Source organism: Psychrobacillus sp. Z16_25 (assembly GCF_056856695.1).
This window is the reverse complement of sequence record NZ_JBXEOV010000001.1, coordinates 114044-137167: the sequence shown is the minus strand read 5'-3', so window position 1 is coordinate 137167 and position 23124 is coordinate 114044. Positions and strand designations below refer to the sequence as shown.

Genomic DNA, 23124 nt, shown 5'->3' with positions numbered 1-23124 from the left:
GAGCTTACACCTGCATTCGCATGATTTCTTGATATGCTTCTACAACTTTATTACGTATTTCGAGTGTAGTATTTAATGTAATGCTAGCCTTTTGAGAAGCAATCATTACATCGTGTAATTCTATATCTCCACCATTAATTAATTTCTCTGTCGCTATATCCGATGCTTGCTGGGATGAGTTTACTGAATCAATCGCACCTTTAAGCATCTCACCAAAATTTTGTTGTGCTTCTGCTGGGCTACTCTTAGGAGCAGCGAGCGTATTAATCGGGGAAGTCTGAAACATAGAAACTGATTCGATTGCCATTTATATATTACCCTTCTTTCTATTTTCCTATTTCAAGCGCTTTCGACATCATTGCTTTGTTCGCATTGAACACTGTAACATTTGCCTCGTACGACCTTGTGGCAGATATTAAATCGACCATTTCTCTTAACGGGTCAACATTAGGCATTTCAACATAACCATCTTCATTAGCGTCTAAATGTGTTGGATCATAGACAAGTTTAAATGGCGTCTCTGTGTCTTCTTTTACATTTGTCACCTTAACACCGCTACCTGCTCCATTCTTACCCCCAGCTCCCATCGCTACATTTAAGAAGCTAGAAAAACGACCATTTTCTAACGGCTGCAGGGTAACCGACTTTCTTCTATAAGCCTGCCATTCTCCATCCACCATTTTGGCCCTTGTTGTCTCAGCATTGGCCATGTTAGATGAAATGACATCCATTCGAAGTCTCTGTGCAGTAAGGGCAGAGGCAGTTGTATTCATCCCATGAAAGATTGACATGATTATCTTCCTCCCTTGATTACATTTTGAAGTGTATTTAACTTCCCGCTCATTCGGTCAATTAAGGCATTATAATATAGCTGGTTTGTCGCAAGGTTTGCCTGTTCTTTATCCATGTCCACTCCATTGCCGTTACTATTGTATTGGAAGCTTGAGTAATCAAACACCTCCGATTGACCTGCGTTCGCCGAAAAATTATAGTGCTTCTTGTCTGTACGGTATGCTGAAATAGACATACTTTTCGCCTCTGTCAAATATTGCTGAAAATCCACATCCCTCGCCTTGTAATTCGGCGTGTCAACATTCGCTATATTCTGAGCAATTGTCTTATGCTTCACAGCAGAAAAGTCTAAAGCTCGTTCTAAATTATTTATAGTCCCTCCAAAAAAAGTCATTTTTCACTCACCCCTAATTATTTTTCTATACTGTAATTTAGTAATATTCTATCAAAATCATAATATTATAATTGTAATGAATATATAACTTAGTGTCTATTATATTTTTTGAATTTTCATAGTACTTTCTTCCCTTTTTTATAATAAAAATTCATCATTATTACCATTTTTGTCGAAAGTAGTCACATTTCATACATATATGTATTTTTTTACCTTTAATTAAGTCCCTATAAAAATATTTTCTCTTTTATTCTGTTTTATTCGACTAGTTTTATTGGTCTAGGTAACTCACAATCATTGGCTGTCGATATTATGAAACCACTAGATTAATTACGTATTATACCTATGTGGGTACTAACGCTAAAAGAAACAGAAAAAAAAATTATTTTATCACTAACTAGTCTTAAAATTTGCGGTCATTCAACTTGAGATGAACTAGTGAAATCTCTTCAAGAAAGGACAAATTACAGTTAATCTAGTTTTGTCGTTGATTATGACAAATTACTCCTGTAAAGGATAGATTTATTCTTGGACAGTCTATTTATATGCAATAGATTGCTTTAGCAAGGTTAGTCCTGATACTTATTCTTAAGAAGATTGTTTATAGGTAGAGGTTGGAGTTAGTGCATTTGTTCAAGATATCTTACAAGCACATATGCAGTATTCGAAGGTATTTTTTAAGGGGAGATACTTTCGAGGTAGATAATATAAAATACCTCTAGGTATGCTCGAGGGCACTGAAAAATTTCATTAATACTTGAAGCGAGGATGTAGGGGAGAATCTTTCACATACTCGCTTTTTTAAATCTTTAATTTCCATTGTGGCGGATTCGGATGTTTAAATAACTACTACTAAAAGCAATTCAAGACCTATCAGATGTCCACCTTCTCGAATATTTGGATACAGCTATTCAGATAAAGATAATTTACTGCACGTAAAGTCTTAAGGACTTCAACTGATATCCCCATTGCATCTCGCCATCACCAATGGCAACGGACAACGGAAGAGAGAGTTTGATTTTAACAAGGATGCGCAGGCTTGTTTGTTTGCCGGCGGGATATATGGCAATCAAACAAGCGCGTACCGGAAAGAAAAATTAAGCTAAGAACCAGCAAATCACTTTCTATTTTATATTGAAAAATGTAAAGTTTGCCCTATTAGAGAAGGTTGTTATAAAGAAGGTGCCAAAAGCAAGTCAGTCTTATTCGGTTACTATCAAGTCCACGTTCCATTAGGAACAAGCGGAATTTCAAGAGACAGAGGCTTTCAAGCTAATAGCGAAGAAAAGCTATAAAATAGAGGCGAAAAATAGTGAAATCAAGAATCCACATGGGTATAAAACAGCCAAGTCAGTGGGTTTATTTGGCATGGCAATACAAGGACAGATATAGAAATAAGACCCTTTCTGTTCAAAAAAGAACAAAAAGGGCCTTATTTTTTCTAGATATGAATCGATTATAAAAAGACTACAGTTTTCAGTGCCCTCGGTATGCTCTTGAGGTATTTTTCTTCACTTATAGCAAATAAAAAGTTTTACCGTAGTCAATGCTATTAGCGTAATTTAAGTTGTGCAAGCTCTGCTAAGAACTTATCGTTTAACACTTTGATATAAGTTCCTTTCATTCCTAACGAACGAGACTCGATAACCCCTGCACTTTCTAGCTTACGAAGTGCATTTACGATTACTGAGCGAGTAATTCCAACGCGATCAGCGATTTTAGAAGCTACAAGCAAGCCTTCATTTCCATCTAATTCTTCAAAGATATGCTCAATTGCTTCAAGCTCACTATAAGAAAGTGAGTTAATCGCCATTTGCACCACAGCTTTGCTTCTTGCTTCACCTTCGATTTCTTCCGCTTTTTCACGAAGGATTTCCATTCCTACAACTGTAGCTCCGTATTCAGCAAGGATTAAATCATCTTCGCCAAATTCCGCTTTAAGACGTCCAAGAATAAGTGTACCTAGGCGCTCTCCACCACCGATGATTGGAACGATTGTTGTAAGACCATCTTTAAATAGGTCTCTGTTCTCTACTGGGAATACAGAATGCTCACTGTATACATCTAGGTTAGAGGATGTTTCATTAATTTGGAAAAGGTTTTGCGTATATTCTTCTGGGAATTGACGCTCTTCCATCATTTTAATCATACGGTCATTTTCAATTTGTTGATGTACTTCATGACCTAGAAGCTTCCCTTTTCTGCTAACGATAAATACATTACATTCAATGATAGCGCTTAGAGTAGCTGCCATTTCTTTAAAGTTTACTGGCTTCCCAGCAGATGCTTGTAGCATCGAGTTAATTTTACGAGTTTTTTCCAAAAGATTCATGTGTATAGTCCTCCATATAGTTTTTCATTTTTTCAAAATTCAAAAGTTTTTTAATTGTTTCCGATTCTAATAACATTCATATCTTACAGTATAAATTGCGATAAGTCTTTGTTTTTCACAATATTGTCAAGTTTAGAGTCTATATATGCAGGGGTTATCTGGATTTGTGCTGGAGATATGTCAGAAGCTTCATAGGACAGCTCTTCCAATATTTTTTCGAGGATGGTATGAAGCCTTCTCGCTCCTATATTATCCGTCTCCTGATTGACCTGATAAGCTATGTCTCCAATACGTTCGATTGCTTCCTCAGTGAAGGAGATTGAAACCCCTTCTGTTTCTAGCAACGCCTCATATTGCTTAATAAGAGAATGATGTGGCTCTTTCAAGATCCGAACAAAGTCCTCCTGTGTCAACTTTTCGAGTTCCACTCTGATTGGAAAGCGTCCTTGCAGCTCTGGAATTAAATCAGACGGCTTTGACATATGGAAGGCTCCAGCTGCAATAAATAAAATATAATCTGTTTTGACAGCACCATATTTAGTAGTAATAGTAGACCCCTCTACTATTGGCAGAATATCTCTTTGTACGCCCTCTCTTGAAACATCTGCCGAGCTTCCACCACTTTTACTTGCGATTTTATCCATTTCATCAATAAAGATAATCCCAGATTGCTCTGTCCGCTCAATTGCGATTTGGGAGAGCTCATCATTATCAATTAGCTTGCTAGCCTCTTCTTGAGTCAAAATTTTACGAGCATCCTTCACCTTCATTTTTCTTTTCTTCTTCTTTTTAGGCATTAGGCTAGATAAAGCGTCTTGCATGTTCATTCCCATGCTTTCCATCCCGCCACCTTGCAAAGCGTCAAAGATAGAAGGGGCTTGCTCTGTTACCTCTACCGTGATGATTTCATTTTCTAATTTGCCGTCTCTTAAATCCTCGGCAATTTGCGAGCGTTTTATACGTATCTCTACATCATCATTTTCTGAGGCTTCATCCTCCATTTTCCCTCCAAAAAGGGCTTCAAACGGATTTTGTCCAGAATTCTTCTTTTTCAGAGATGGAACTAATAGTTTCACAATCGCATCATTAGCAAGTCGTTCGGCCTGATCCTTGACTTCTTCCATCTTCTCTTCTTTTACAATACGGACAGCAGCCTCCACCAAATCTCTTACCATAGACTCGACATCTCTACCTACATAGCCAACCTCTGTAAATTTCGTTGCTTCCACTTTTACAAATGGGGCTTTCGTTAGCTTGGCAATTCTTCTCGCAATTTCTGTTTTCCCAACTCCTGTTGGACCAATCATAAGAATGTTCTTTGGTATTACCTCCATTCTTATTTCCTCGTCTAGCAACTGTCTTCTATAACGATTACGTAATGCAACAGCTACTGATTTTTTTGCAGACTCTTGACCAACAATATATTTATTTAGGTGCTCAGTTATTTGTTTAGGAGTTAAGTTAGTTTCTTTCATTTTCACCTATTACCTCCACAATAATTTGATGGTTTGTAAATACACAAATATCAGCGGCCGTGTTTAATGCCGCCTCAGCTATCTCCTTCGCCGTCAACGTATCTCCGGCAAACTTCTTCAAGGCTCTTCCTGCAGCCAAAGCATAGTTCCCACCAGACCCGATTGCAAGTACACCATCATCCGGTTCTATAACCTCACCGGTTCCTGCTATTAGTAATAAATGATCTTTGTCCATCACGAGTAGCATCGCCTCCAGCTGACGAAGCATTTTGTCTCCTCGCCACTGCTTAGCTAACTCTACTGCTGCTCTTTGAAGATTCCCATTATACTCTAGTAGCTTACCTTCAAACATTTCAAAAAGGGTAAAAGCATCAGCTACCGAACCTGCAAATCCTGCCACCACTTGGCCATTAAATAGCCTTCTCACCTTTTTAGCCGTGTGCTTCATCACTACTTGATTGCCAAGTGTTACTTGACCATCTCCTGCCATTGCACAAGAACCTCGATGTTGTACCGCAAATATAGTAGTTGCATGAATTTGACTCATAAACTCTTTCCCTCCTACTTTTAAGCCCTCGGATGGGCGTTCATATAAGTTTTTCTTAAATGCTCTTTTGTTACATGTGTATATACCTGCGTAGATGATAAATGTGCATGGCCCAAAAGCTCCTGCACACTTCGTAGATCTGCTCCATTATTTAATAAATGTGTAGCAAAGGTATGTCGTAACATATGAGGGTGAATGGAGTTATGTAAGGCAGCTTTCTTCATCATGCTGTTTAAAATATACCTTACTCCATCTGTGGTCAGTGGTTCTCCCCTATGATTGACAAATAAATAGGAATGAGACTTGTTCTTCATAAGTTTAGGTCTGCTTGTTTTTGTGTATTCTTCTACCGCACCAAGCGCATAGTCACCCACAGGTATGTACCTTTCTTTCCTACCTTTTCCCATAACAAGAATTACTCCGTAGCTACTATCTATATGACTGCATTCAATGGAAATAAGTTCGCTCACTCGAATACCGGTAGCGTATAGTATCTCCAGAATTGCGATGTTTCGAATAGATAAAGGATCTGTTCCTTTATTTTTTTCAAATAAAACATCCAATTCCTCTTCATAAAAAAACTGAGGAAGCCTCTCCTCTTTCTTGGGATGATAAAGACTCTGAAATGCATCATCTCGTATGTTATATTCCTTGTTTAAATATTTATAAAAGGACCGAATAGCGGATATCTTTCTGGAAATTGTAGTTCGTGCCAATTGCTGTTCATATAATTTTGTGACAAAAAGTCGTGCATGAATATATTCTACATCATTTAAGTCGCTTACGCCCTCTTGTTCGAGAAAGTTCATAAAATTACCAATATCCTTTTGATATTCTCGTACAGTCAAGCTTGAATAATTTTTTTCCAACTGTATATGCGTAATAAAAGCGTGTAATTCTTCCGTCCCGATCATTATAACCAGCTCCTATACAACCAATATAAAGGCCTCTCAAAGTATACAACTTTTAAGAGGCCAAAATCAATTATATTGACGTATTTTTCATAAAATTTCGAATTGTTGTCAACGCTCTATTTGCTAGTTGTTCTGTGCGCTCTTTTTTGTCTCTCACTTTCGGTTGAAGCTCTGGAAATAAACCAAAGTTGATGTTCATCGGCTGAAAGTTCTTCGGATTAGCTTCCGTAATATATCTCGCCATACTTCCTAACGCCGTTTCACTCGGGAATACAACAAGCTCCTCGCCCTTCGCAAGCTTAGCAGCGTTAATACCAGCTAATAGACCACTTCCAGCGGACTCTACATATCCTTCCACACCAGTCATTTGTCCTGCAAAGAAGATTCGTTGTTCTTCCTTCAACTGATAAGTCGGCTTTAATACATAAGGAGAATTGATAAACGTATTTCTATGCATTACCCCGTATCGTACAATTTCTACGTTTTCAAGCCCAGGGATTAGGCGAAGAACTTCTTTTTGTGGTCCCCATTTTAAATGCGTTTGGAATCCAACGATATTATAAAGAGTTCCAGCAGCATCATCTTGACGTAGTTGTACAACAGCATAAGGTCTTTTACCTGTTTTCGGATCTTCTAATCCAACTGGCTTCATCGGACCAAACAATAATGTCTTTCTACCTCTAGCAGCCATTACCTCAACAGGCATGCATCCTTCGAAATAAATCTCTTTCTCAAATTCCTTTAATGGCACAACCTCTGCAGCTATGAGCGCATCATAAAAACGATTAAACTCCTCTTCTGTCATTGGACAGTTCAAATAAGCGGCTTCGCCTTTATCATAACGAGATTTTAAGTATACCTTATCCATATCAATGCTGTCTTTTTCTACGATTGGCGCAGCAGCATCATAGAAATAAAGATAATCCTGCCCAGTGATTTCTTTTACCTTCTCTGCTAATGCAGGAGAAGTAAGTGGACCAGTTGCGATTACCGTTATTCCTTCTGGTATTTCAGTTACTTCTTCATTCACAATTTCAATATTTGGGTGATTTCGAATTGCTTCTGTCACACGACCTGCAAAATCATGACGATCAACTGCCAATGCCCCACCCGCTGGTACGCTGCTATTATCAGCTGACTGGATAATCAAAGAATTAAGCATACGCATTTCTTCTTTTATGACCCCTACAGCGTTTGTTAGATTATTTGCTCTAAGTGAATTCGAACAAACTAATTCAGCGAATTTATCTGTATGGTGGGCTGGCGTTTGTTTCACTGGACGCATTTCATATAAGCGAACCTTTACACCGCGATTCGCAATCTGCCATGCCGCTTCACTTCCTGCCAAACCAGCACCAATTACATTTACGATTTCAGTCATATTAGAATCCTTCTTTCCTAACTTTGCGGATCTTCTTTATAGTCACACGCAACACATTGTATTTGTATTCCTTTTTTCAGCTTTTTCTCTACGAGCATTTCATTACACTTAGGACACGGTCTATTGATTGGCTTATCCCAAGAAACGAAATCGCAATCTGGATATCGATTACAGCCAAAGAAGACGCGCTTCGTCTTACTTTTTCTCTCCACAATCTGTCCTTCCTTACAGGTTGGACAAGTGACACCGATTTCTTTCACAATCGCTTTTGTGTTTCTGCAATCCGGGAAGTTACTGCAAGCCATAAATTTCCCATATCTGCCTAGCTTATATACCATTGGAGAACCACATTGTTCACAGTCCTCTCCAGTCGGCTCATCTTTAATTTCAATTTTTTCCATTGCAACATCCGCATGTTTTAGATGCTTTTCAAAGTCCTTATAGAAGCCGTCGATAACATCTCTCCATTGGGCTGCTCCCTCTTCAATACTATCTAAGTCCCGCTCCATTTGGGCAGTGAATTCGATATTTAGTATGTTTGGGAAGAACTCCAGTACTAGCTCATGGATGATGGTCCCTAGCTCAGTAGGAACAAATCGTTTTGCTTCTAGTGTCACATATCCTCTTTTTTGGATCGTATCCAAGGTAGGCGCGTAAGTAGATGGTCTACCAATACCTAGCTCTTCTAACGTCTTTACTAATCTAGCCTCAGAATATCTTGGAGGTGGCTGTGTAAAATGTTGCTTAGGTAACACCTCTAAAGCCTCCACCTTGTCTCCAACCTCAAGTTTTGGCAATAGCTTATCCTTGTCATCCTTTTGGTCATCCGTTCCCTCTACGTACACCTTCATAAAACCAGGGAACTTTACTTGAGAGCCGTTTGCTCTGAAAATAGCATCTCCACTTTTCAAATCCACAGCTACTGTGTCTAAGGTAGCAGGTGCCATCTGACTTGCAATAAAACGCTCCCAAATAAGCTTGTATAAACGATATAAATCCCTAGATAGGATGTTTTTCAAGGAATCCGGTGTTCTAGTAACACTCGTCGGTCTAACTGCTTCATGCGCATCCTGAGCATTTTTTGCTTGCTTATCTGCTTTCTTATCTGCTTTCTTAACTGCCACGAACTCTTGTCCATACTGCATTTGAATAAAGCTTTCGGCATCCGCCTTAGCAGTTTCAGAAATCCTTGTGGAGTCAGTACGCATATAGGTGATTAACCCGACAGTACCTTCTTTTTTCCCAAGGTCGATTCCTTCATAAAGCTGCTGTGCCAGCATCATGGTCTTTCTAGCTCGAAAGTTCAGCTTCCGTGCTGCCTCTTGCTGAAGGGATGAGGTAGTAAAGGATGGGGCTGGATTACGCTTTCTTTCCTTCTTCACTACGTTTGTTACCTCAAAGTCATTTCCTTTCATCAGCTTTAGGACTGCATTTACCTCTTCTTCATTTGCTAGCGTTGTTTTTTCCTTGTCTTTTCCAAAGAACATTGCATCAAAGGGTTTTTTATCCTTTTCGAATTTCCCTTCAATGGACCAGTACTCTTCTGGAACAAATTGTTCTATCTCACGTTCACGATCGATAATTAAGCGCAAGGCCACCGATTGAACACGACCAGCGGACAGACCCTTCTTCACTTTTTTCCACAAGATTGGGCTAATGTTATAGCCCACCAATCGGTCTAGTACTCTTCTTGCTTGCTGAGCATCTACTAGGTCCATATCAATAGGTCTTGGGTGCTTAAAGGATTCCACAATCGCATCCTTCGTTATCTCATTAAAAACAACTCGGCAATCTGAGTCTAGTTCTACATTCAATGCCTTCGCCAAATGCCAAGCAATCGCTTCCCCTTCTCTATCGGGGTCGGCCGCTAGATAAACTTTTTTTGCTTTTTTAGCAGCGCTCTTTAAGTCTTGAAGAATCGGACCTTTTCCTCGAATTGTAATATATCTAGGCTCATAGTTATTTTCTACATCAACAGCCATTTGGCTTTTAGGGAGGTCGATAATATGACCGATTGAAGCTTTTACTTTATACTTCTTCCCAAGATATCTTTCTATTGTTTTTGCTTTTGCAGGTGATTCCACTATCACTAAATAATCTGACATAGATTTGCCTCCTTATAGAAGGTAACTCGCTTCATACTCAAAACAAATACCTGTTGCAAAATGTATAACAGTTTTTCGAGAAATGCAAGACTTTTCATTTCTTATCCATTTTTTTATTTTATATTTTCTAATTCTTCTAGTATTTGATTCCCATCCCAAATTGGCTTTGCCCCTTCTAGAATCAAGTGATTTGGTCCTAATGACAGAGGAGAAAAAATAGGTCCAGGTACCGCAAAAATTTCTTTGCCATTTTCTAGCGCATGCTCCATGGTAGAAACTGTACCACTTTTTAACTCTGCCTCTGTAATAACGACACCTTGTGACAAACCACTAATAATTCGATTCCTCTTAGGGAAATTCCACTTTTTAGGCGGTACATATGGGGGATATTCAGTTAGCAGCAAATGATGGGTCGACATGATTCTAGCCAATTCCGTATTCTCCTTCGGATATATATGCTGGAAGCCCGCCCCAAGGACAGCAATCGTTTGACCTGATAACTCAATGGTTGTTCGGTGAGCCATCGTATCTGCCCCCTTGGCTAGACCACTGACAATAATATAATCATTTTTTATTAAAGGAGGGAGAAGAAGTTTCATACTTTCTGAGGAATAACTGGTAGCTTTTCGAGAACCTATGATAGCGACTTTCTTCTTATTTTTAAGTATCTCACTGTTTCCTCTTATATAAACTACTGCGGGTGGGTCATACAGGCTTAATAAACTTTTTGGGTATAGAAGATCTGTAAAAAGAATAGGGGTAATTTGATGTGCTTGATACATATCTTCCAGAGGGACTATATGATACTTCTTCCAAAGACTTAGGATATTCGATGCTCGAGCAGAGGGAACATGACAGATGGTGGAAATCATGTTAGGAGTTATTTCATTACATTCAGAAAGATTCGCGGTAAGTTTGATGAGAGGAAATATTTGATGAAGAGGTGCAGGGAATACATAATGTAGGGCTAACAAGTTTCTTCTATATAATTCTTCCATTGATTACCTCCTAAATATTGAAGTACCTGTAAACGGGATAAGAGTGGGAGTAAATGAATGAAAACCGGAATCGTCACTTTTAAAAAGGGTATCCAATACTTCATGCTTTGGATACCCTTTGTTGCAGCTGCTATTTTTGTAGCTGCTCTGTTTTCCTATTTGAAGAATCTATTAATGTGTTTTACAAGCTTCGTAGATTCCAGCTTCTTTAATTGCTTCAATTAACGTTTCACCAATAACGGATGGAGTAGCAGCTACCTTCATGCCTGCTTCCTTCATCGCTTTGATTTTTCCTTCCGCTGTACCTTGTCCACCAGAGATGATAGCTCCAGCATGACCCATACGCTTTCCAGGAGGTGCAGTTTGTCCACCGATGAATCCTACAACCGGCTTCTTCATGTTCGCTTTGATCCACTCAGCAGCCTCTTCTTCTGCAGTACCACCGATTTCCCCAATCATTACTACTGCATAAGTGTCTTCATCTTCATTAAATTCTTTTAATACATCAATGAAGTTCGTACCGTTTACTGGGTCTCCACCGATACCAACAGCAGTTGTTTGGCCAATTCCCGCTTGTGTTAATTGATGAACAGCCTCATACGTTAAAGTACCAGAACGTGAAACTACGCCAACATGGCCTTTTGTATGAATGTATCCTGGCATGATACCAATTTTACATTCATCCGCAGTGATAACACCTGGGCAGTTTGGTCCCACTAAACGTGTTTTCTTACCTTCCATATAGCGTTTTACATTCACCATATCTAACACTGGGATATGCTCAGTAATACAGATGGTCATATCAAGCTCAGCATCAACCGCTTCCATAATTGCATCAGCTGCAAATGGTGCTGGTACATAGATAACAGAAACATTTGCGCCAGTTGCTTTTACAGCATCCGCTACTGTGTTAAATACAGGAACGCCTTCCACTTCTGTGCCGCCTTTTCCTGGAGTTACACCGGCAACAATTTTTGTACCATATTCCAGCATTTGTTTTGTATGGAAAAGAGCAGTTGAGCCCGTAATTCCTTGAACAATTACTTTTGTATCTTTATTAATATATACGCTCATTCTATGTCCCTGCCTTTCTTATCCTACAAGATTAACGATTTTTTGAGCACCGTCTGCCATGGAGTCTGCTGCAACAATATTTAAGCCTGATTCATTCAGTAGTTTCTTTCCAAGATCCACATTCGTTCCTTCTAAACGAACAACTAGTGGCACTTGAAGTCCTACTTCTTTTGCTGCTGTAATAACACCCTCTGCAATAACGTCACATTTCATAATTCCACCGAAAATGTTTACGAAAATACCTTTTACATTTGGATCAGCTAGAATAATCTTGAATGCTTCTGTTACTTTTTCTGCTGTTGCACCGCCCCCAACGTCAAGGAAGTTCGCAGGCGAGCCGCCATAATAGCTGATTGTGTCCATAGTTGCCATCGCAAGACCGGCACCATTAACCATACAGCCGATATTTCCATCTAAGGAAATATAGCTTAAATCATATTTAGAAGCTTCGATTTCCTTTGGATCCTCTTCATCATAGTCACGTAATTCTAAGATGTCCTTATGACGATATAGGGCATTGCTATCGAAGTTGAATTTTGCATCTAACGCCAATACGTTGTCGTCACCTGTTACTACTAACGGGTTAATCTCTACGATGGACGCATCCTTTTCTTTATACACTTGATATAACCCTAGCATGAATTTCGCAGCTTTGTTGACAAGCTTAGCTGGAATATTCATATTAAAAGCCATACGACGTGCTTGGAACCCTGTAAGTCCAACAACCGGGTCAATTTCCTCGTAGAAAATTTTCTCAGGTGTATTTGCCGCTACTTCTTCAATGTCCATTCCGCCCTCTTCAGAGCCCATTAATGTCACACGAGAAGTTGCACGGTCTAACACTAGTCCTACATAATTTTCCTTCTTAATGTCGCTTCCTTCTTCAATAAGTAAGCGCTTTACTTCTTTACCTTCAGGACCAGTTTGGTGAGTAACAAGAACTTTCCCTAGAAGCTCTTTCGCATATTCACGTACTTCGTCTAGATTTTTAGCGATTTTTACTCCGCCCGCTTTTCCACGTCCACCTGCGTGAATTTGCGCTTTTACAACGATAACCTTAGAGCCCAACTCTTTTGCAGCTTTTACTGCTTCTTCCGGAGAAAAAGCAACAATTCCATTCGAAACTGCTACCCCATACTGTCTTAGGAGTTGTTTTCCTTGATATTCATGGATATTCATTTTACATCCTCCCATCAAATGTCAAACATTTATACTACTTTATTATTGTATTAGAGCTGTCACATCTTGTCCACAAAAGTATGATAATTCTCCAAATCAAAGAATATTCGCACATTATAGTATATTATGGATTATTTTAGGGGCGGAAGAGCTTTTGGAATATACTGGGTTAGGGAAGGGATAATTGGTGGTATTGGATAGTTGATGTGGAGTTGGGGTAGGGTTACGGTTACTCTCAGGGGGCTTGCGGTTACTCTCGGTCGCGGGGGGATTACTCTCGGTTAGCCACTTATTACTCTCACTCGCGGGGAGGTTACTCTCAGTTGAAGGTCTTTTATTCTCATTCAGCCTGTTTACTCTCGGTCGGGAGCAGTTTACTCTCGCTCGGACACCAGTTACTCTCACTCGCGGGGAGGTTACTCTCGGTTGAAGGTCTTTTATTCTCATTCAGCCTGTTTACTCTCACTCGGGAGCAGTTTACTCTCGCTCGGACACCAGTTACTCTCACTCGACCAACCCCACTTTCTATTAATTTCGGTTACTCTCACTTGAGGGATATTTACTCTCGGTTAGCTGTCGATTACTCTCACTCGCGGGGAGGTTACTCTCGGTTAAGGATCTTTTATTCTCATTCAGCCTGTTTACTCTCACTCGGGAGCAGTTTACTCTCGCTCAGACGCGCTTTACTCTCGGTCGACTTGCCACTCCATATTGGAATCGCCCCCCTTTAGAAGTAACAACAAATAAAAGCTCCCTATTCCCAGGGAGCTCACTTCCGATCTGATAATCCTTTGTCGACGCGATAGATAAAAGCAAATACCTCCGCTACTGCCTGGTAGAGCTCCTCCGGGATGGATTGATTGATATCTAGGCCTCCCAGTAGCTCGACCAAACTGGGATCCTCCTGGATAGGGACTTGGTGCTCGCTTGCCTTCGCTAGAATGTTTTCGGCTATTTTTCCCTTGCCCTTTGCAACTACTGTGGGAGCATCTACGCCTGGCTTATAGGTTAAGGCGACCGCTTCTTTTCGTTTGAATTTTTCGTCACTCATATTCGTATATCGACTCCCTGGTTTTCTAACCCAACTGATTTTTGCTTCCATTTGGAGGATAGCTGCTGTTCTTGAAAACCTTTCACGAAGACACCTGATAGCTTGTAATCAAGGCTAGCGAGCCCTGCCTTCAACTGATCCTTTAGTGGGTCCACCATGGCTTGTAATTGAGGAAGCTCGTTAAATAACGTAATCGTCACCACTCTATTTTGCACTTGCATATCAACAACAGTTTCCTGTAAAGATTCCAGCTGCAAATAAAACAAGATACGGGCATAGTCGGAGTCGATTTTCCCATCCTCTTTCATCCTTCCATTCCATTCTAATGTTGCATCCATTTTCTTTCCCATTAACTCTAATGGCAGCTGCATGAGAAGCTGATGCTGTGCCCCGTTTTCGGCAGAAAGAAGCTGAAGACCGTTCATTCGATGCAATAAACCCTCCGCTATCTCTCTTATTGCAGAAGAGATTTGTGGCTGTTGCAGTAATTCGACTAGCTGCGGCTTAAGCTGGGCAGATAACTGCCTTACGTTATCGCCGGCTCCTGAAAGCTTCCCTTCGTAGCTAAATCCAAGCGAACGAAGCACCTCCTTCATCGCATGCTCCATTGCTTTCCCATCTAATTGCTGCACGATCAATTGCTCCGCAGCTTGGTTCCCTGCAGAAAATGCTTGCGTTCTACCTAACTGAGCGATTTGAGTTAGCGACTGCTGCATCGCTTCTCTTGTTTCCCCTTTACCAAGCAAACTCAAAAGATGGTCCTTCGGCGTAAACCCAGCTTCATCTTTCTCAAAGATCGCTTGTTGACTAAGGGCCGAAAAGGCTTTGATTAATTGCTGCTGTATATTGTTACTATCTCCCTTAAGCGAGGCTAATAGCGTCTCTTTTTGGGAAGAGGTAAGAAGCGATTGATTCTCCACCCAGCTCCGAACGAATTCCACGTTCTTTGTTTGCAGCACTTCCCCAGCCGTCCCCTTAATAGCAGCTCCTTCTCCAAGCACTACAGAGTTCAACGTCGAATTGCTCGGAAGAATCCCTGCCTCTTTCAAGGCCTGCATAATCTGCAGTCTGTCTGCAACAGGTGTTTGCTCATCCAGCATGGTAGCAAGCTGATTTCCTAATAAAGCCCCTGCCTGAGGAAATCGAAATGGCTCCTGCAGTCTTACTAAGCTGTCCTGCATCGTATGTTTCATGACAGCAGGGATGCTATTATCCTGTTGAATTGCATTGTTTAGCTGCTGAATCAAAGGCAGCATCCCTTTCGTAGATTTACCGCTTACCAGTGTCTGCAGCATCTGCTCCGTTAAAGGTAGCTTGAGCTCCATCATTTTTTGGATTGCTTCAAGTCCCGCCTTCAGAGAGGCTCCTTGTGGAAGGTTTTTCATTAGCTGCTCAGCCTGAAGCAGGATTTCCTTCGAAATCGGCAGTTGTTCTTTTAAGAAAAATTGGGCTGCAGCCTGAAGCTCCATTGATTTATTCAGCCCCATCGCCTGAATCAGCTGCTGAGCCTGTTGAACAATTCCCTTCCCTTGTTCAAGCGGCCCTGTCACTACCTTTAATTGAAGCTCCGGCGCTCCTTTTGTCACTTGAAAAAAATGAGCGTCTCCTGCTTTTAAGGGTGCTTCCAGCTTGGCAATTACTTTTTGACCACCGATTTGCACCTCCGCCGTTTGGTTTGGAAAGAGCTGCTTAATCGTCCCATGCACAACCTGTCCTTCCTTCATTGCCATCGGACCATTTGGTTGGATAGCAGAAGGCTGGTTTCCGGTAATCGTCGAAAAGGAAGAATAGCTCATACATTCACCTCGCTCTTTTGTAGTAGTGATTTAATTGGCTCAAATGTTTTCCGATGATGGATAGAAGGACCATATTCCATGATTTTATTCACATGCTCCTTTGTTCCATAACCCGCATGCTGGTGGAATAAATACTGTGGATACTCCTCATGTAACTTTTCCATATACGCATCTCTTGCCGTCTTAGCTAGGATAGAAGCAGCGGCAATCGCTAAGCTCTGGGCGTCTCCCTTGATAATAGAATGTGTCTCTATATCAATTGGTAGCTTCATAGCATCTACTAGCACAACCTGTGGCCTTGCTTCCAAGGCGTTTACTGCTTCCATCATGGATAGCCTCGTTGCTTCATAAATATTTAATCGATCGATATTTTCAACAGATTGAAAATGAATGGAGTAGCTCAGTGCCGTATCTTTTATTATTTTCGCTAGTTCTTCTCTTTTCTCCTTTGAAATCTGCTTCGAGTCATTTAAACCTATCAAGGCGTCTGTGTTTTCTCCGAGAACCACTGCTGCTGTTACTACTGGACCGGCTAACGGTCCACGTCCAGCCTCATCCACCCCTGCTACTAGGTCTAACGGACTCTTCGTAAAGCTTCGATCAAAGCGTACTTTTTCTTCATGCTGGCGCTTAACCTCTAGTAGCTGCTCCTGCTTCTTTTTCCAGCTTACCAGCAGCTTTTGGACACCCGCTCTTTGATCCCGTTCTAACTCCTCTATCCATGGCTCCATAGTTTGTGTCATTGCTAGTTTACTTTTTATCTCTTGAATGTTCATTTTTTCACCACTTTATCTAATTGCTTATTTTATGTATCGGTTGATTTCCTCCAAAATAGAGAGAAACGATGGAAAAGGGGTGCCCTTTTTGGACACCCCTAAGTCAAGCATTATCTTCCACAAAATCAAATGTCAGTCGACCCAAATGCTGGCTTCGTATATCTCTGACAATTAACTCCGCCACTTGGTCATAATCTATTTCGCCGCCACCAGCATAGCATCTTCTCAGCTTGCCGATATGATCGAACGTTTCTACCAAGTCCTCACTTACCGCTTCAATACCATATCTTTCTTTCATGCGATTTGGATAGTGAGAAGCAAGGAAGCGTAGGCCATATACTGCTAGGTCCTCCATGTTTACGACAGCATCCTTGATAGCACCGGTAAGTGCCAGCTTATAGCCTGCCTCCGGATCCTCGAACTTCGGCCAAAGTATACCTGGAGTGTCTAGCAATTCTATTTCTTTTTCTACCTTGATCCATTGCTGACGCTTCGTCACCCCTGGTGTATTCCCCGTCTTGGCAATGTTTTTCTTGGCAAATCGGTTGATAAGCGTTGATTTCCCTACATTTGGAATTCCTACTATCATTGCCCTAATTGCCCTTGGCTTCATGCCTCTATCCTTCATACGGTCCCATTTCGGCTTTAGAAGCTCTTTAGCAGCCTTAAAAATAGTTTGGAGACCTTTTCCCTCCAAAGAGTTTACTGCAACCGTAGGCAGGCCCTTCTCCTCGAAATAGGCAATCCATTTCTTTGTTTGCATATCATCCGCCATATCCATCTTGTTTAAAATGAGCAAGCGTGTCTTTTGATTGATGACATCGTCAATCATCGGATTTCTAGAGGAAAGTGGTAAGCGAGCATCAACTAGCTCAAAAATGATATCAACTAGCTTGAGGTTTTCCGTAACCTCTCTTCTTGCCTTTGCCATATGTCCTGGAAACCATTGAATTGTCACCCGTGCCCCTCCTCTTAAACAAACAACAAACTTAGCGATACTAAGTTTGTCAGTAGTTTCGTCATTTATTTTCATTGAACGCTTGAAGCTGTGCCAAGCGTCCCTTACACTCTAATTATTTAACTGTGCCAAAATCTTCAATTGGCCAGAATACAAAGTTCGTGCTTCCAATAATCTCATCGATTGCAATGAGACCTATTAGACGGCTGTCCTTACTATAGCGACGGTTATCGCCCATAACAAACACATAGCCTTCTGGAATCTCTTCCATGTTCACCTTTTCTTCAAGCGTAAAGTCCTCTGTAAGTGTTCCTTCATCTATTTCTTTTTTGTATTGGTCAAGGTATGGCTCATCAACAGGCTTACCATTGATAAAAAGCTGATCGTTTTTATACTCGATATGATCTCCTGGAAGACCAATTACACGTTTGATATAATTTTTTTGCTCTGGTGCATGGAAAACAACGATATCAAATCTATCAGGCTCTCCTATCTTATATCCTATCTTATTAACGACCATCCGATCCCCATTCTCTAATGTAGGCATCATGGATTCTCCGTCTACTACGATAGGGGTAAATAAAAAGAGGCGAATTATCGCAGCTAACCCAAATGCAATCAGCAATGCTTTTGACCATTCCCATAATTCATTTTTCTCTTTTTTTACTTGTTCCATTTACTTGCCCCCTTTAGTTACTATCTTCATTGTACAGGGAAAATGGTATGGTGGCAAAAGGAAATACCCTTTCTTTTATAACTTCCCAACATCCCTCTTTTTATGCGAGAGAAGAAAAATTTGAATGAATACAGAAAACGAGGAAAGAGGTAGTACTCTCTTTCGTTCTCATTATGTATATTTAAATGGAGACACACGTTTAGAAATCTAGCTACTAGAGAAAATAAAAATGCTGTAGCAAAAGTGTCGCCACCTTCACTACAACATTTACTTTTCTTATTAGCGACGCTCTTTAATACGAGCAGCTTTACCACGTAGGTCACGTAGGTAGTACAATTTAGCACGACGTACTTTACCACGACGTACAACTTCTAGGCTTGCAATTTTTGGTGTGTGTACTGGGAAAGTACGCTCTACACCAACACCAGAGGAGATTTTACGAACTGTGAAAGTTTCGCTGATTCCGCCTCCACGACGTTTGATTACAACACCTTCGTACATTTGGATACGCTCACGAGTACCCTCTACAACTTTTACGTTCACACGTACTGTATCTCCTGGACGGAAATCAGGTAAGTCTGTACGTAATTGTTCTTTTGTGATTTCTGAAATAATGTTTTGCATCATTTTCTCTCCTTATATAGAATGCTCTTACACACATAGCTGTTGCAGCGGAACACCCAAAATCAGTACTTCACATAAAAGTACATAGTAAAATATATCATAACTCTTGCTAGTATGCAATAATAATTCCGCTGAAATTACTTTCCTTTTATAGAATCGAGGAGCTTCCGATCTGCCTCAGAGAGGTCTGCTTCCTCCAGCAAATCTGGTCGCCTTTCCAGCGTCCGCTTCAAGGACTGCTCTCTACGCCACTTTTCAATATTTGCATGGTTGCCTGACATTAAGACATCTGGCACTCTATGCCCTCTAAATTCTACTGGACGCGTATAATGTGGGTGCTCTAGCAATCCAGTAGAAAAAGAATCTTGCTCATGAGATTCTGCTTTTCCTAGGACGTTTGGAAGCAAGCGCACTACACTATCTACTACAGTCATGGCCGCAAGCTCTCCGCCTGTCAGGACAAAATCTCCAATAGAGATTTCATCTGTAATTAGATGCTCCCTAATGCGCTCGTCATACCCCTCATAGTGTCCACAGATGAAGATCAGCTCTTCCTCTTTCGCAAGCTCTTCTGCCTTCTTTTGAGTAAAGCGCTCTCCTTGTGGACATAACAGAATGACACGTCTTTTATTGCTAGGAGGCAGTGCCTCTACTGCATGGAAGATTGGCTCTGGCTTTAATACCATCCCCGCTCCTCCTCCGTATGGGTAATCATCGACTTGGTTATGCTTATTCCCTGCATAATCACGAAAGTTCACTACGTTAATAGATACCTCATTCTTTTCTTGCGCCTTCTTCAGTATGGAAGAGTTAAAGACACCTGTAAACATTTCTGGGAACAATGAAAGAATGTGGATCTTCATCATGATAGCAGACCTTCTAACACTTCAATCGTAATCTTTTGGTTCTTGATATCCACTTCTTTTACCACATCTTCGATATAAGGAATATAATGCGTTTTACCCTTTGCTGGCTGAACTGCCCACACATCATTCGCTCCCGTTTGAAGAATCTCCGTCACAGTGCCGATTGTTTCTCCCTCAGTTGATACAACCGTACAGCCAATAATTTCGTGGAAATAAAATTCGTTTTCCTCTAATTCAGAAAGCTGCTTTTTCGAAACCTTTAAGATTGCATCGCGGAATCCCTCTACTTCCTTCAAAAGCCCGTAGCCTTCGAATGTAAGTAGATCAAAGTTTTTATGCTTACGATGACTCGCAATCTTTACTTTCATCGGCTTAGAGCCATCTGACTTAAACAGAGTCAGCTCATTTCCTACCTGATAACGATCTTCAGCGAAATCCGTTGTAGAGATGACACGCACCTCTCCCCAGATGCCATGGGTATTCACAATTTTTCCTACGTTAAACCATTCCATCGTCCAAAACCTCCTTTGAAAAGCAGAAGCATAAGGAAGGCAATATGACCGTTCCTACTGTAAATTCCCTCTATGCTTGCCCCTCTTATGCTACAAAAAAGGAAGAACAAATTGTTCTCCCTTTTTGTAAACTACAGATTGTAAGTTAATCTAAAATGTCGACATATATTTTCTTCTGGTTACTGCCTGCTGCTGAGTACACAATAGTTCGAATAGATTTCGCTACTCGGCCTTGTTTGCCAATTACTTTCCCCATATCTTCAGGATGAACAGAAAGCTTGTAAACTATACGGTTCACACTTTCCTCTTTTCCAACCTGAACGCTATCTGGATAATCAACTAATGGTTTTACGATTGTCTCGATCAGCTGCTCCACAAAGTACCCTCCGATTATTTGCCGAATTTTGTGTTATGGAATTTCTCCATGATTCCTTGCTCAGAGAACAAGTTACGTACTGTATCAGATGGTTTTGCACCATTTTGAAGCCATTTTAACGCTAATTCTTCGTTAATTTTTACTTCAGCTGGTTTAGTAAGTGGGTTGTAAGTACCTACTGTTTCAATTTGACGACCATCACGTGGTGAGCGAGAGTCTGCTACTACAATACGATAAAAAGGAGATTTTTTAGCTCCCATACGTTTTAAACGAATTTTAACTGCCATTTTTTATTGCACCTCCGAATAGTTTCACACAAGATAGTATATTATCAAGGTTTTAGATGTTTGTAAAGTGTTTTTTCTTAACACCTTATTTATTTGAAAAAAATTATTTAAAAAGAGAATCAAAACCAGGCATTTTCATCTTTTTCTTCCCTTTTTGGGTCATGTTCGTCATTTGCTTCATCATTTTTTTCATTTCATCAAATTGCTTCAGCAAACGGTTTACATCTTGAATAGACGTACCAGAACCTTTGGCGATACGTTTCTTTCTTGGACCATTAATAATCTCAGGGGTAGTTTTTTCCCGAGGCGTCATCGAATAGATAATCGCTTCAACTCGACCCATTTGTTTTTCATCTACTTTGGCATTTTCTAGCCCTTTGATTTTTCCAGCGCCCGGAAGCATCTTTAAGATTTCATCCAATGGCCCCATCTTTTTCACCTGGCTAAGCTGCTCTAGGAAGTCATCAAATGTGAAGGATTGGGTTCTAAACTTCTCTTCCAACTCCTTCGCACGCTGTTCATCCACGTTTGCCTGCGCTTTTTCAATAAGAGACATCATATCTCCCATCCCTAGAATTCGGGATGCCATACGTTCTGGATGGAATGGCTCAAGCGCATCCATTTTTTCACCCATCCCAACAAATTTAATAGGTTTTTGGGTGATCGAACGGATAGATAATGCTGCCCCACCACGAGTATCACCATCTAGCTTCGTAAGCACGACGCCAGTGATTCCAATGGATTCGTTGAAGTTGTTCGCTACGTTCACGGCATCTTGCCCTGTCATCGCATCCACAACTAAAAATACTTCATCTGGCTCTTTAAGCGCACGGATATCCTTTAATTCCTGCATGAGCGCCTCGTCAATGTGAAGACGACCAGCAGTATCGATGATTACGACATCATTATGATCTTCCTTCGCTTTTTCGAGCCCCTGCTTCACGATTTCTACCGGAGAAATGTCCGTACCCATTTGGAATACAGGCAATGAAAGCTGTTTACCAATTGTTTCTAGCTGTTTAACTGCAGCTGGTCGGTATACATCGGCTGCAATCAATAAAGGCTTTTTATTATACTTTTTACGAAGTACGTTTGCCAGCTTACCTGTAGTGGTTGTTTTACCTGCCCCTTGTAGACCGACCATCATAATAACGGTTGGTGGTCTAGAGGAGAGGGAAATTTGACTTTGCTCCCCGCCCATTAAGTTTGTCAGCTCGTCTTTTACGATTTTAATCACTTGCTGACCAGGTGTTAGGCTTTTCATTACTTCCTGACCGACAGCACGTTCCGATACGTTTTTAACGAATTCTTTTACTACCTTTAAGTTAACGTCCGCTTCTAATAGTGCATAGCGGACTTCCCGCATCATTTCTTTTACGTCTGCTTCAGAAATCTTCCCTTTACCTTTGATTTTCTGAATTGTTCCTTGGAGCCGCTCTGCTAATCCTTCAAATGCCATGCACGCTCGCCTCCTAATCCCATTCTTTTAATTGATCAATTAGTTCGATAAGCTGATCGTTTACCGACTCTTCCTTGGCCAATTGCAGAAGCTGCTCGATTGTTTCTTGTCGGTTTTCGAATTTGGATAGGAGGTTTAGTTTATCCTCATATTCCTCGAGCATTGCTTCTGTGCGGCGGATGTTATCGTATACTGCTTGCCTAGAGATGCTGTATTCTTCTGCGATTTCTCCAAGGGATAAGTCGTCTAGATAATATAGTTGCATATAGCTTCGTTGTTTATCAGTTAATAGTGCCTGGTAAAAATCGAAGAGAAAATTCATTCTAGTTGTTTTTTCAATCAATTCCCATCTCTCCTTACCATTGTTCCTTAGTAGTGCTTTGAAGCTTTAGGTAATCAAATCAGTGATTGGGTTAAGAAATCCCGTTATTAAGTGTAGGCGCTATGGGTGGACGCATTCCGCAGGGTGAGCGATGAGCCAGCACCGGCCGCTTACGCGTGTCGGTGTGCTGTCTCATTTTTCTCACTCATCCTGCAGGAGTCGCCACCCGC

At 40.8% G+C, this 23124-nt stretch carries 24 protein-coding genes; all 24 read right to left on the bottom strand.

Annotated features, from left to right (window positions below):
* Positions 1-4: 4 nt before the first annotated feature.
* A complete protein-coding gene (fliE, locus tag AC1VU3_RS00645) occupies positions 5-307 on the bottom strand; it encodes a flagellar hook-basal body complex protein FliE (protein ID WP_480388230.1) in 303 nt (100 codons plus the stop codon).
* Between the two features lie 19 nt (positions 308-326).
* Positions 327-791 (bottom strand): flagellar basal body rod protein FlgC, encoded by a 465-nt coding sequence (gene flgC / locus AC1VU3_RS00640; protein ID WP_480388229.1) that lies wholly within the window; start codon positions 789-791, stop codon positions 327-329.
* Between the two features lie 2 nt (positions 792-793).
* Positions 794-1186 (bottom strand): flagellar basal body rod protein FlgB, encoded by a 393-nt coding sequence (gene flgB, locus AC1VU3_RS00635; RefSeq protein WP_480388228.1) that lies wholly within the window; start codon positions 1184-1186, stop codon positions 794-796.
* Between the two features lie 1552 nt (positions 1187-2738).
* On the bottom strand, positions 2739-3518 hold the full coding sequence (codY, locus tag AC1VU3_RS00630; protein ID WP_480388227.1) for a GTP-sensing pleiotropic transcriptional regulator CodY: 780 nt from the start codon (positions 3516-3518) through the stop codon (positions 2739-2741).
* A gap of 83 nt (positions 3519-3601) precedes the next feature.
* Entirely contained in the window at positions 3602-4993 is a 1392-nt protein-coding gene (gene hslU, locus AC1VU3_RS00625) for an HslU--HslV peptidase ATPase subunit (protein WP_480388415.1), read from the bottom strand.
* Positions 4980-5540 carry an ATP-dependent protease subunit HslV gene (gene hslV, locus AC1VU3_RS00620; protein ID WP_480388226.1) on the bottom strand — a complete coding sequence of 187 codons (561 nt, stop codon included), beginning with the start codon at positions 5538-5540 and terminating at the stop codon, positions 4980-4982. Before hslV ends, hslU begins: the two co-directional genes overlap by 14 nt.
* 20 nt (positions 5541-5560) lie before the next feature.
* Positions 5561-6454 (bottom strand): tyrosine recombinase XerC, encoded by an 894-nt coding sequence (xerC, locus tag AC1VU3_RS00615; RefSeq protein ID WP_480388225.1) that lies wholly within the window; start codon positions 6452-6454, stop codon positions 5561-5563.
* A gap of 70 nt (positions 6455-6524) precedes the next feature.
* The gene (trmFO, locus tag AC1VU3_RS00610) at positions 6525-7835 is read right to left on the bottom strand and encodes an FADH(2)-oxidizing methylenetetrahydrofolate--tRNA-(uracil(54)-C(5))-methyltransferase TrmFO (protein ID WP_480388224.1); all 1311 of its coding nucleotides are present in this window, start codon (positions 7833-7835) and stop codon (positions 6525-6527) included.
* Between the two features lie 17 nt (positions 7836-7852).
* Positions 7853-9940, bottom strand: a complete 2088-nt coding sequence (gene topA / locus AC1VU3_RS00605; RefSeq protein ID WP_482982453.1) for a type I DNA topoisomerase — start codon at positions 9938-9940, stop codon at positions 7853-7855.
* Between the two features lie 113 nt (positions 9941-10053).
* Positions 10054-10938: a DNA-processing protein DprA gene (dprA, locus tag AC1VU3_RS00600; protein ID WP_482982452.1), complete on the bottom strand. Its 885-nt coding sequence runs from the start codon at positions 10936-10938 to the stop codon at positions 10054-10056.
* 171 nt (positions 10939-11109) lie between these two features.
* Positions 11110-12012: a succinate--CoA ligase subunit alpha gene (sucD, locus tag AC1VU3_RS00595; protein WP_482982451.1), complete on the bottom strand. Its 903-nt coding sequence runs from the start codon at positions 12010-12012 to the stop codon at positions 11110-11112.
* A gap of 18 nt (positions 12013-12030) precedes the next feature.
* Positions 12031-13191: an ADP-forming succinate--CoA ligase subunit beta gene (gene sucC / locus AC1VU3_RS00590; RefSeq protein WP_482982450.1), complete on the bottom strand. Its 1161-nt coding sequence runs from the start codon at positions 13189-13191 to the stop codon at positions 12031-12033.
* A 769-nt stretch (positions 13192-13960) separates the two neighbouring features.
* The gene (locus AC1VU3_RS00585; RefSeq protein ID WP_480388219.1) at positions 13961-14242 is read right to left on the bottom strand and encodes an EscU/YscU/HrcU family type III secretion system export apparatus switch protein; all 282 of its coding nucleotides are present in this window, start codon (positions 14240-14242) and stop codon (positions 13961-13963) included.
* Positions 14239-16038 carry a hypothetical protein gene (locus AC1VU3_RS00580; RefSeq protein WP_480388218.1) on the bottom strand — a complete coding sequence of 600 codons (1800 nt, stop codon included), beginning with the start codon at positions 16036-16038 and terminating at the stop codon, positions 14239-14241. Before AC1VU3_RS00580 ends, AC1VU3_RS00585 begins: the two co-directional genes overlap by 4 nt.
* Positions 16035-16814: a ribonuclease HII gene (locus AC1VU3_RS00575; RefSeq protein ID WP_480388217.1), complete on the bottom strand. Its 780-nt coding sequence runs from the start codon at positions 16812-16814 to the stop codon at positions 16035-16037. Before AC1VU3_RS00575 ends, AC1VU3_RS00580 begins: the two co-directional genes overlap by 4 nt.
* Before the next feature lie 103 nt (positions 16815-16917).
* Positions 16918-17772, bottom strand: coding sequence for a ribosome biogenesis GTPase YlqF (gene ylqF / locus AC1VU3_RS00570; protein WP_480388216.1), 855 nt, complete (start codon positions 17770-17772; stop codon positions 16918-16920).
* Between the two features lie 115 nt (positions 17773-17887).
* Positions 17888-18448 carry a signal peptidase I gene (gene lepB / locus AC1VU3_RS00565; RefSeq protein WP_480388215.1) on the bottom strand — a complete coding sequence of 187 codons (561 nt, stop codon included), beginning with the start codon at positions 18446-18448 and terminating at the stop codon, positions 17888-17890.
* Positions 18449-18727: 279 nt separating this feature from the next.
* Complete coding sequence (gene rplS, locus AC1VU3_RS00560) at positions 18728-19072, bottom strand: 50S ribosomal protein L19 (protein ID WP_480388214.1); 345 nt, start codon at positions 19070-19072, stop codon at positions 18728-18730.
* A 137-nt stretch (positions 19073-19209) separates the two neighbouring features.
* Positions 19210-19935, bottom strand: a complete 726-nt coding sequence (gene trmD, locus AC1VU3_RS00555; protein WP_480388414.1) for a tRNA (guanosine(37)-N1)-methyltransferase TrmD — start codon at positions 19933-19935, stop codon at positions 19210-19212.
* Entirely contained in the window at positions 19935-20450 is a 516-nt protein-coding gene (gene rimM, locus AC1VU3_RS00550; RefSeq protein ID WP_482982449.1) for a ribosome maturation factor RimM, read from the bottom strand. Before rimM ends, trmD begins: the two co-directional genes overlap by 1 nt.
* Positions 20451-20595: 145 nt before the next feature.
* Positions 20596-20826, bottom strand: a complete 231-nt coding sequence (locus AC1VU3_RS00545; RefSeq protein WP_480388212.1) for a KH domain-containing protein — start codon at positions 20824-20826, stop codon at positions 20596-20598.
* Between the two features lie 14 nt (positions 20827-20840).
* On the bottom strand, positions 20841-21113 hold the full coding sequence (rpsP, locus tag AC1VU3_RS00540; RefSeq protein WP_480388211.1) for a 30S ribosomal protein S16: 273 nt from the start codon (positions 21111-21113) through the stop codon (positions 20841-20843).
* 103 nt (positions 21114-21216) lie between these two features.
* Positions 21217-22572: a signal recognition particle protein gene (gene ffh / locus AC1VU3_RS00535; protein WP_482982448.1), complete on the bottom strand. Its 1356-nt coding sequence runs from the start codon at positions 22570-22572 to the stop codon at positions 21217-21219.
* A 13-nt stretch (positions 22573-22585) separates the two neighbouring features.
* Complete coding sequence (locus tag AC1VU3_RS00530) at positions 22586-22915, bottom strand: putative DNA-binding protein (protein ID WP_480388209.1); 330 nt, start codon at positions 22913-22915, stop codon at positions 22586-22588.
* Positions 22916-23124 lie beyond the last annotated feature (209 nt).

Bases quoted from the DNA above. Each gene is read 5' to 3' on its own strand.
- fliE (WP_480388230.1), bottom strand. From the start codon at position 307: ATGGCAATCGAATCAGTTTCTATGTTTCAGACTTCCCCGATTAATACG.
- flgC (WP_480388229.1), bottom strand. From the start codon at position 791: ATGTCAATCTTTCATGGGATGAATACAACTGCCTCTGCCCTTACTGCA.
- flgB (WP_480388228.1), bottom strand. From the start codon at position 1,186: ATGACTTTTTTTGGAGGGACTATAAATAATTTAGAACGAGCTTTAGAC.
- codY (WP_480388227.1), bottom strand. From the start codon at position 3,518: ATGAATCTTTTGGAAAAAACTCGTAAAATTAACTCGATGCTACAAGCA.
- hslU (WP_480388415.1), bottom strand. From the start codon at position 4,993: ATGAAAGAAACTAACTTAACTCCTAAACAAATAACTGAGCACCTAAAT.
- hslV (WP_480388226.1), bottom strand. From the start codon at position 5,540: ATGAGTCAAATTCATGCAACTACTATATTTGCGGTACAACATCGAGGT.
- xerC (WP_480388225.1), bottom strand. From the start codon at position 6,454: ATGATCGGGACGGAAGAATTACACGCTTTTATTACGCATATACAGTTG.
- trmFO (WP_480388224.1), bottom strand. From the start codon at position 7,835: ATGACTGAAATCGTAAATGTAATTGGTGCTGGTTTGGCAGGAAGTGAA.
- topA (WP_482982453.1), bottom strand. From the start codon at position 9,940: ATGTCAGATTATTTAGTGATAGTGGAATCACCTGCAAAAGCAAAAACA.
- dprA (WP_482982452.1), bottom strand. From the start codon at position 10,938: ATGGAAGAATTATATAGAAGAAACTTGTTAGCCCTACATTATGTATTC.
- sucD (WP_482982451.1), bottom strand. From the start codon at position 12,012: ATGAGCGTATATATTAATAAAGATACAAAAGTAATTGTTCAAGGAATT.
- sucC (WP_482982450.1), bottom strand. From the start codon at position 13,191: ATGAATATCCATGAATATCAAGGAAAACAACTCCTAAGACAGTATGGG.
- AC1VU3_RS00585 (WP_480388219.1), bottom strand. From the start codon at position 14,242: ATGAGTGACGAAAAATTCAAACGAAAAGAAGCGGTCGCCTTAACCTAT.
- AC1VU3_RS00580 (WP_480388218.1), bottom strand. From the start codon at position 16,038: ATGAGCTATTCTTCCTTTTCGACGATTACCGGAAACCAGCCTTCTGCT.
- AC1VU3_RS00575 (WP_480388217.1), bottom strand. From the start codon at position 16,814: ATGAACATTCAAGAGATAAAAAGTAAACTAGCAATGACACAAACTATG.
- lepB (WP_480388215.1), bottom strand. From the start codon at position 18,448: ATGGAACAAGTAAAAAAAGAGAAAAATGAATTATGGGAATGGTCAAAA.
- rplS (WP_480388214.1), bottom strand. From the start codon at position 19,072: ATGCAAAACATTATTTCAGAAATCACAAAAGAACAATTACGTACAGAC.
- trmD (WP_480388414.1), bottom strand. From the start codon at position 19,935: ATGAAGATCCACATTCTTTCATTGTTCCCAGAAATGTTTACAGGTGTC.
- rimM (WP_482982449.1), bottom strand. From the start codon at position 20,450: ATGGAATGGTTTAACGTAGGAAAAATTGTGAATACCCATGGCATCTGG.
- rpsP (WP_480388211.1), bottom strand. From the start codon at position 21,113: ATGGCAGTTAAAATTCGTTTAAAACGTATGGGAGCTAAAAAATCTCCT.
- ffh (WP_482982448.1), bottom strand. From the start codon at position 22,572: ATGGCATTTGAAGGATTAGCAGAGCGGCTCCAAGGAACAATTCAGAAA.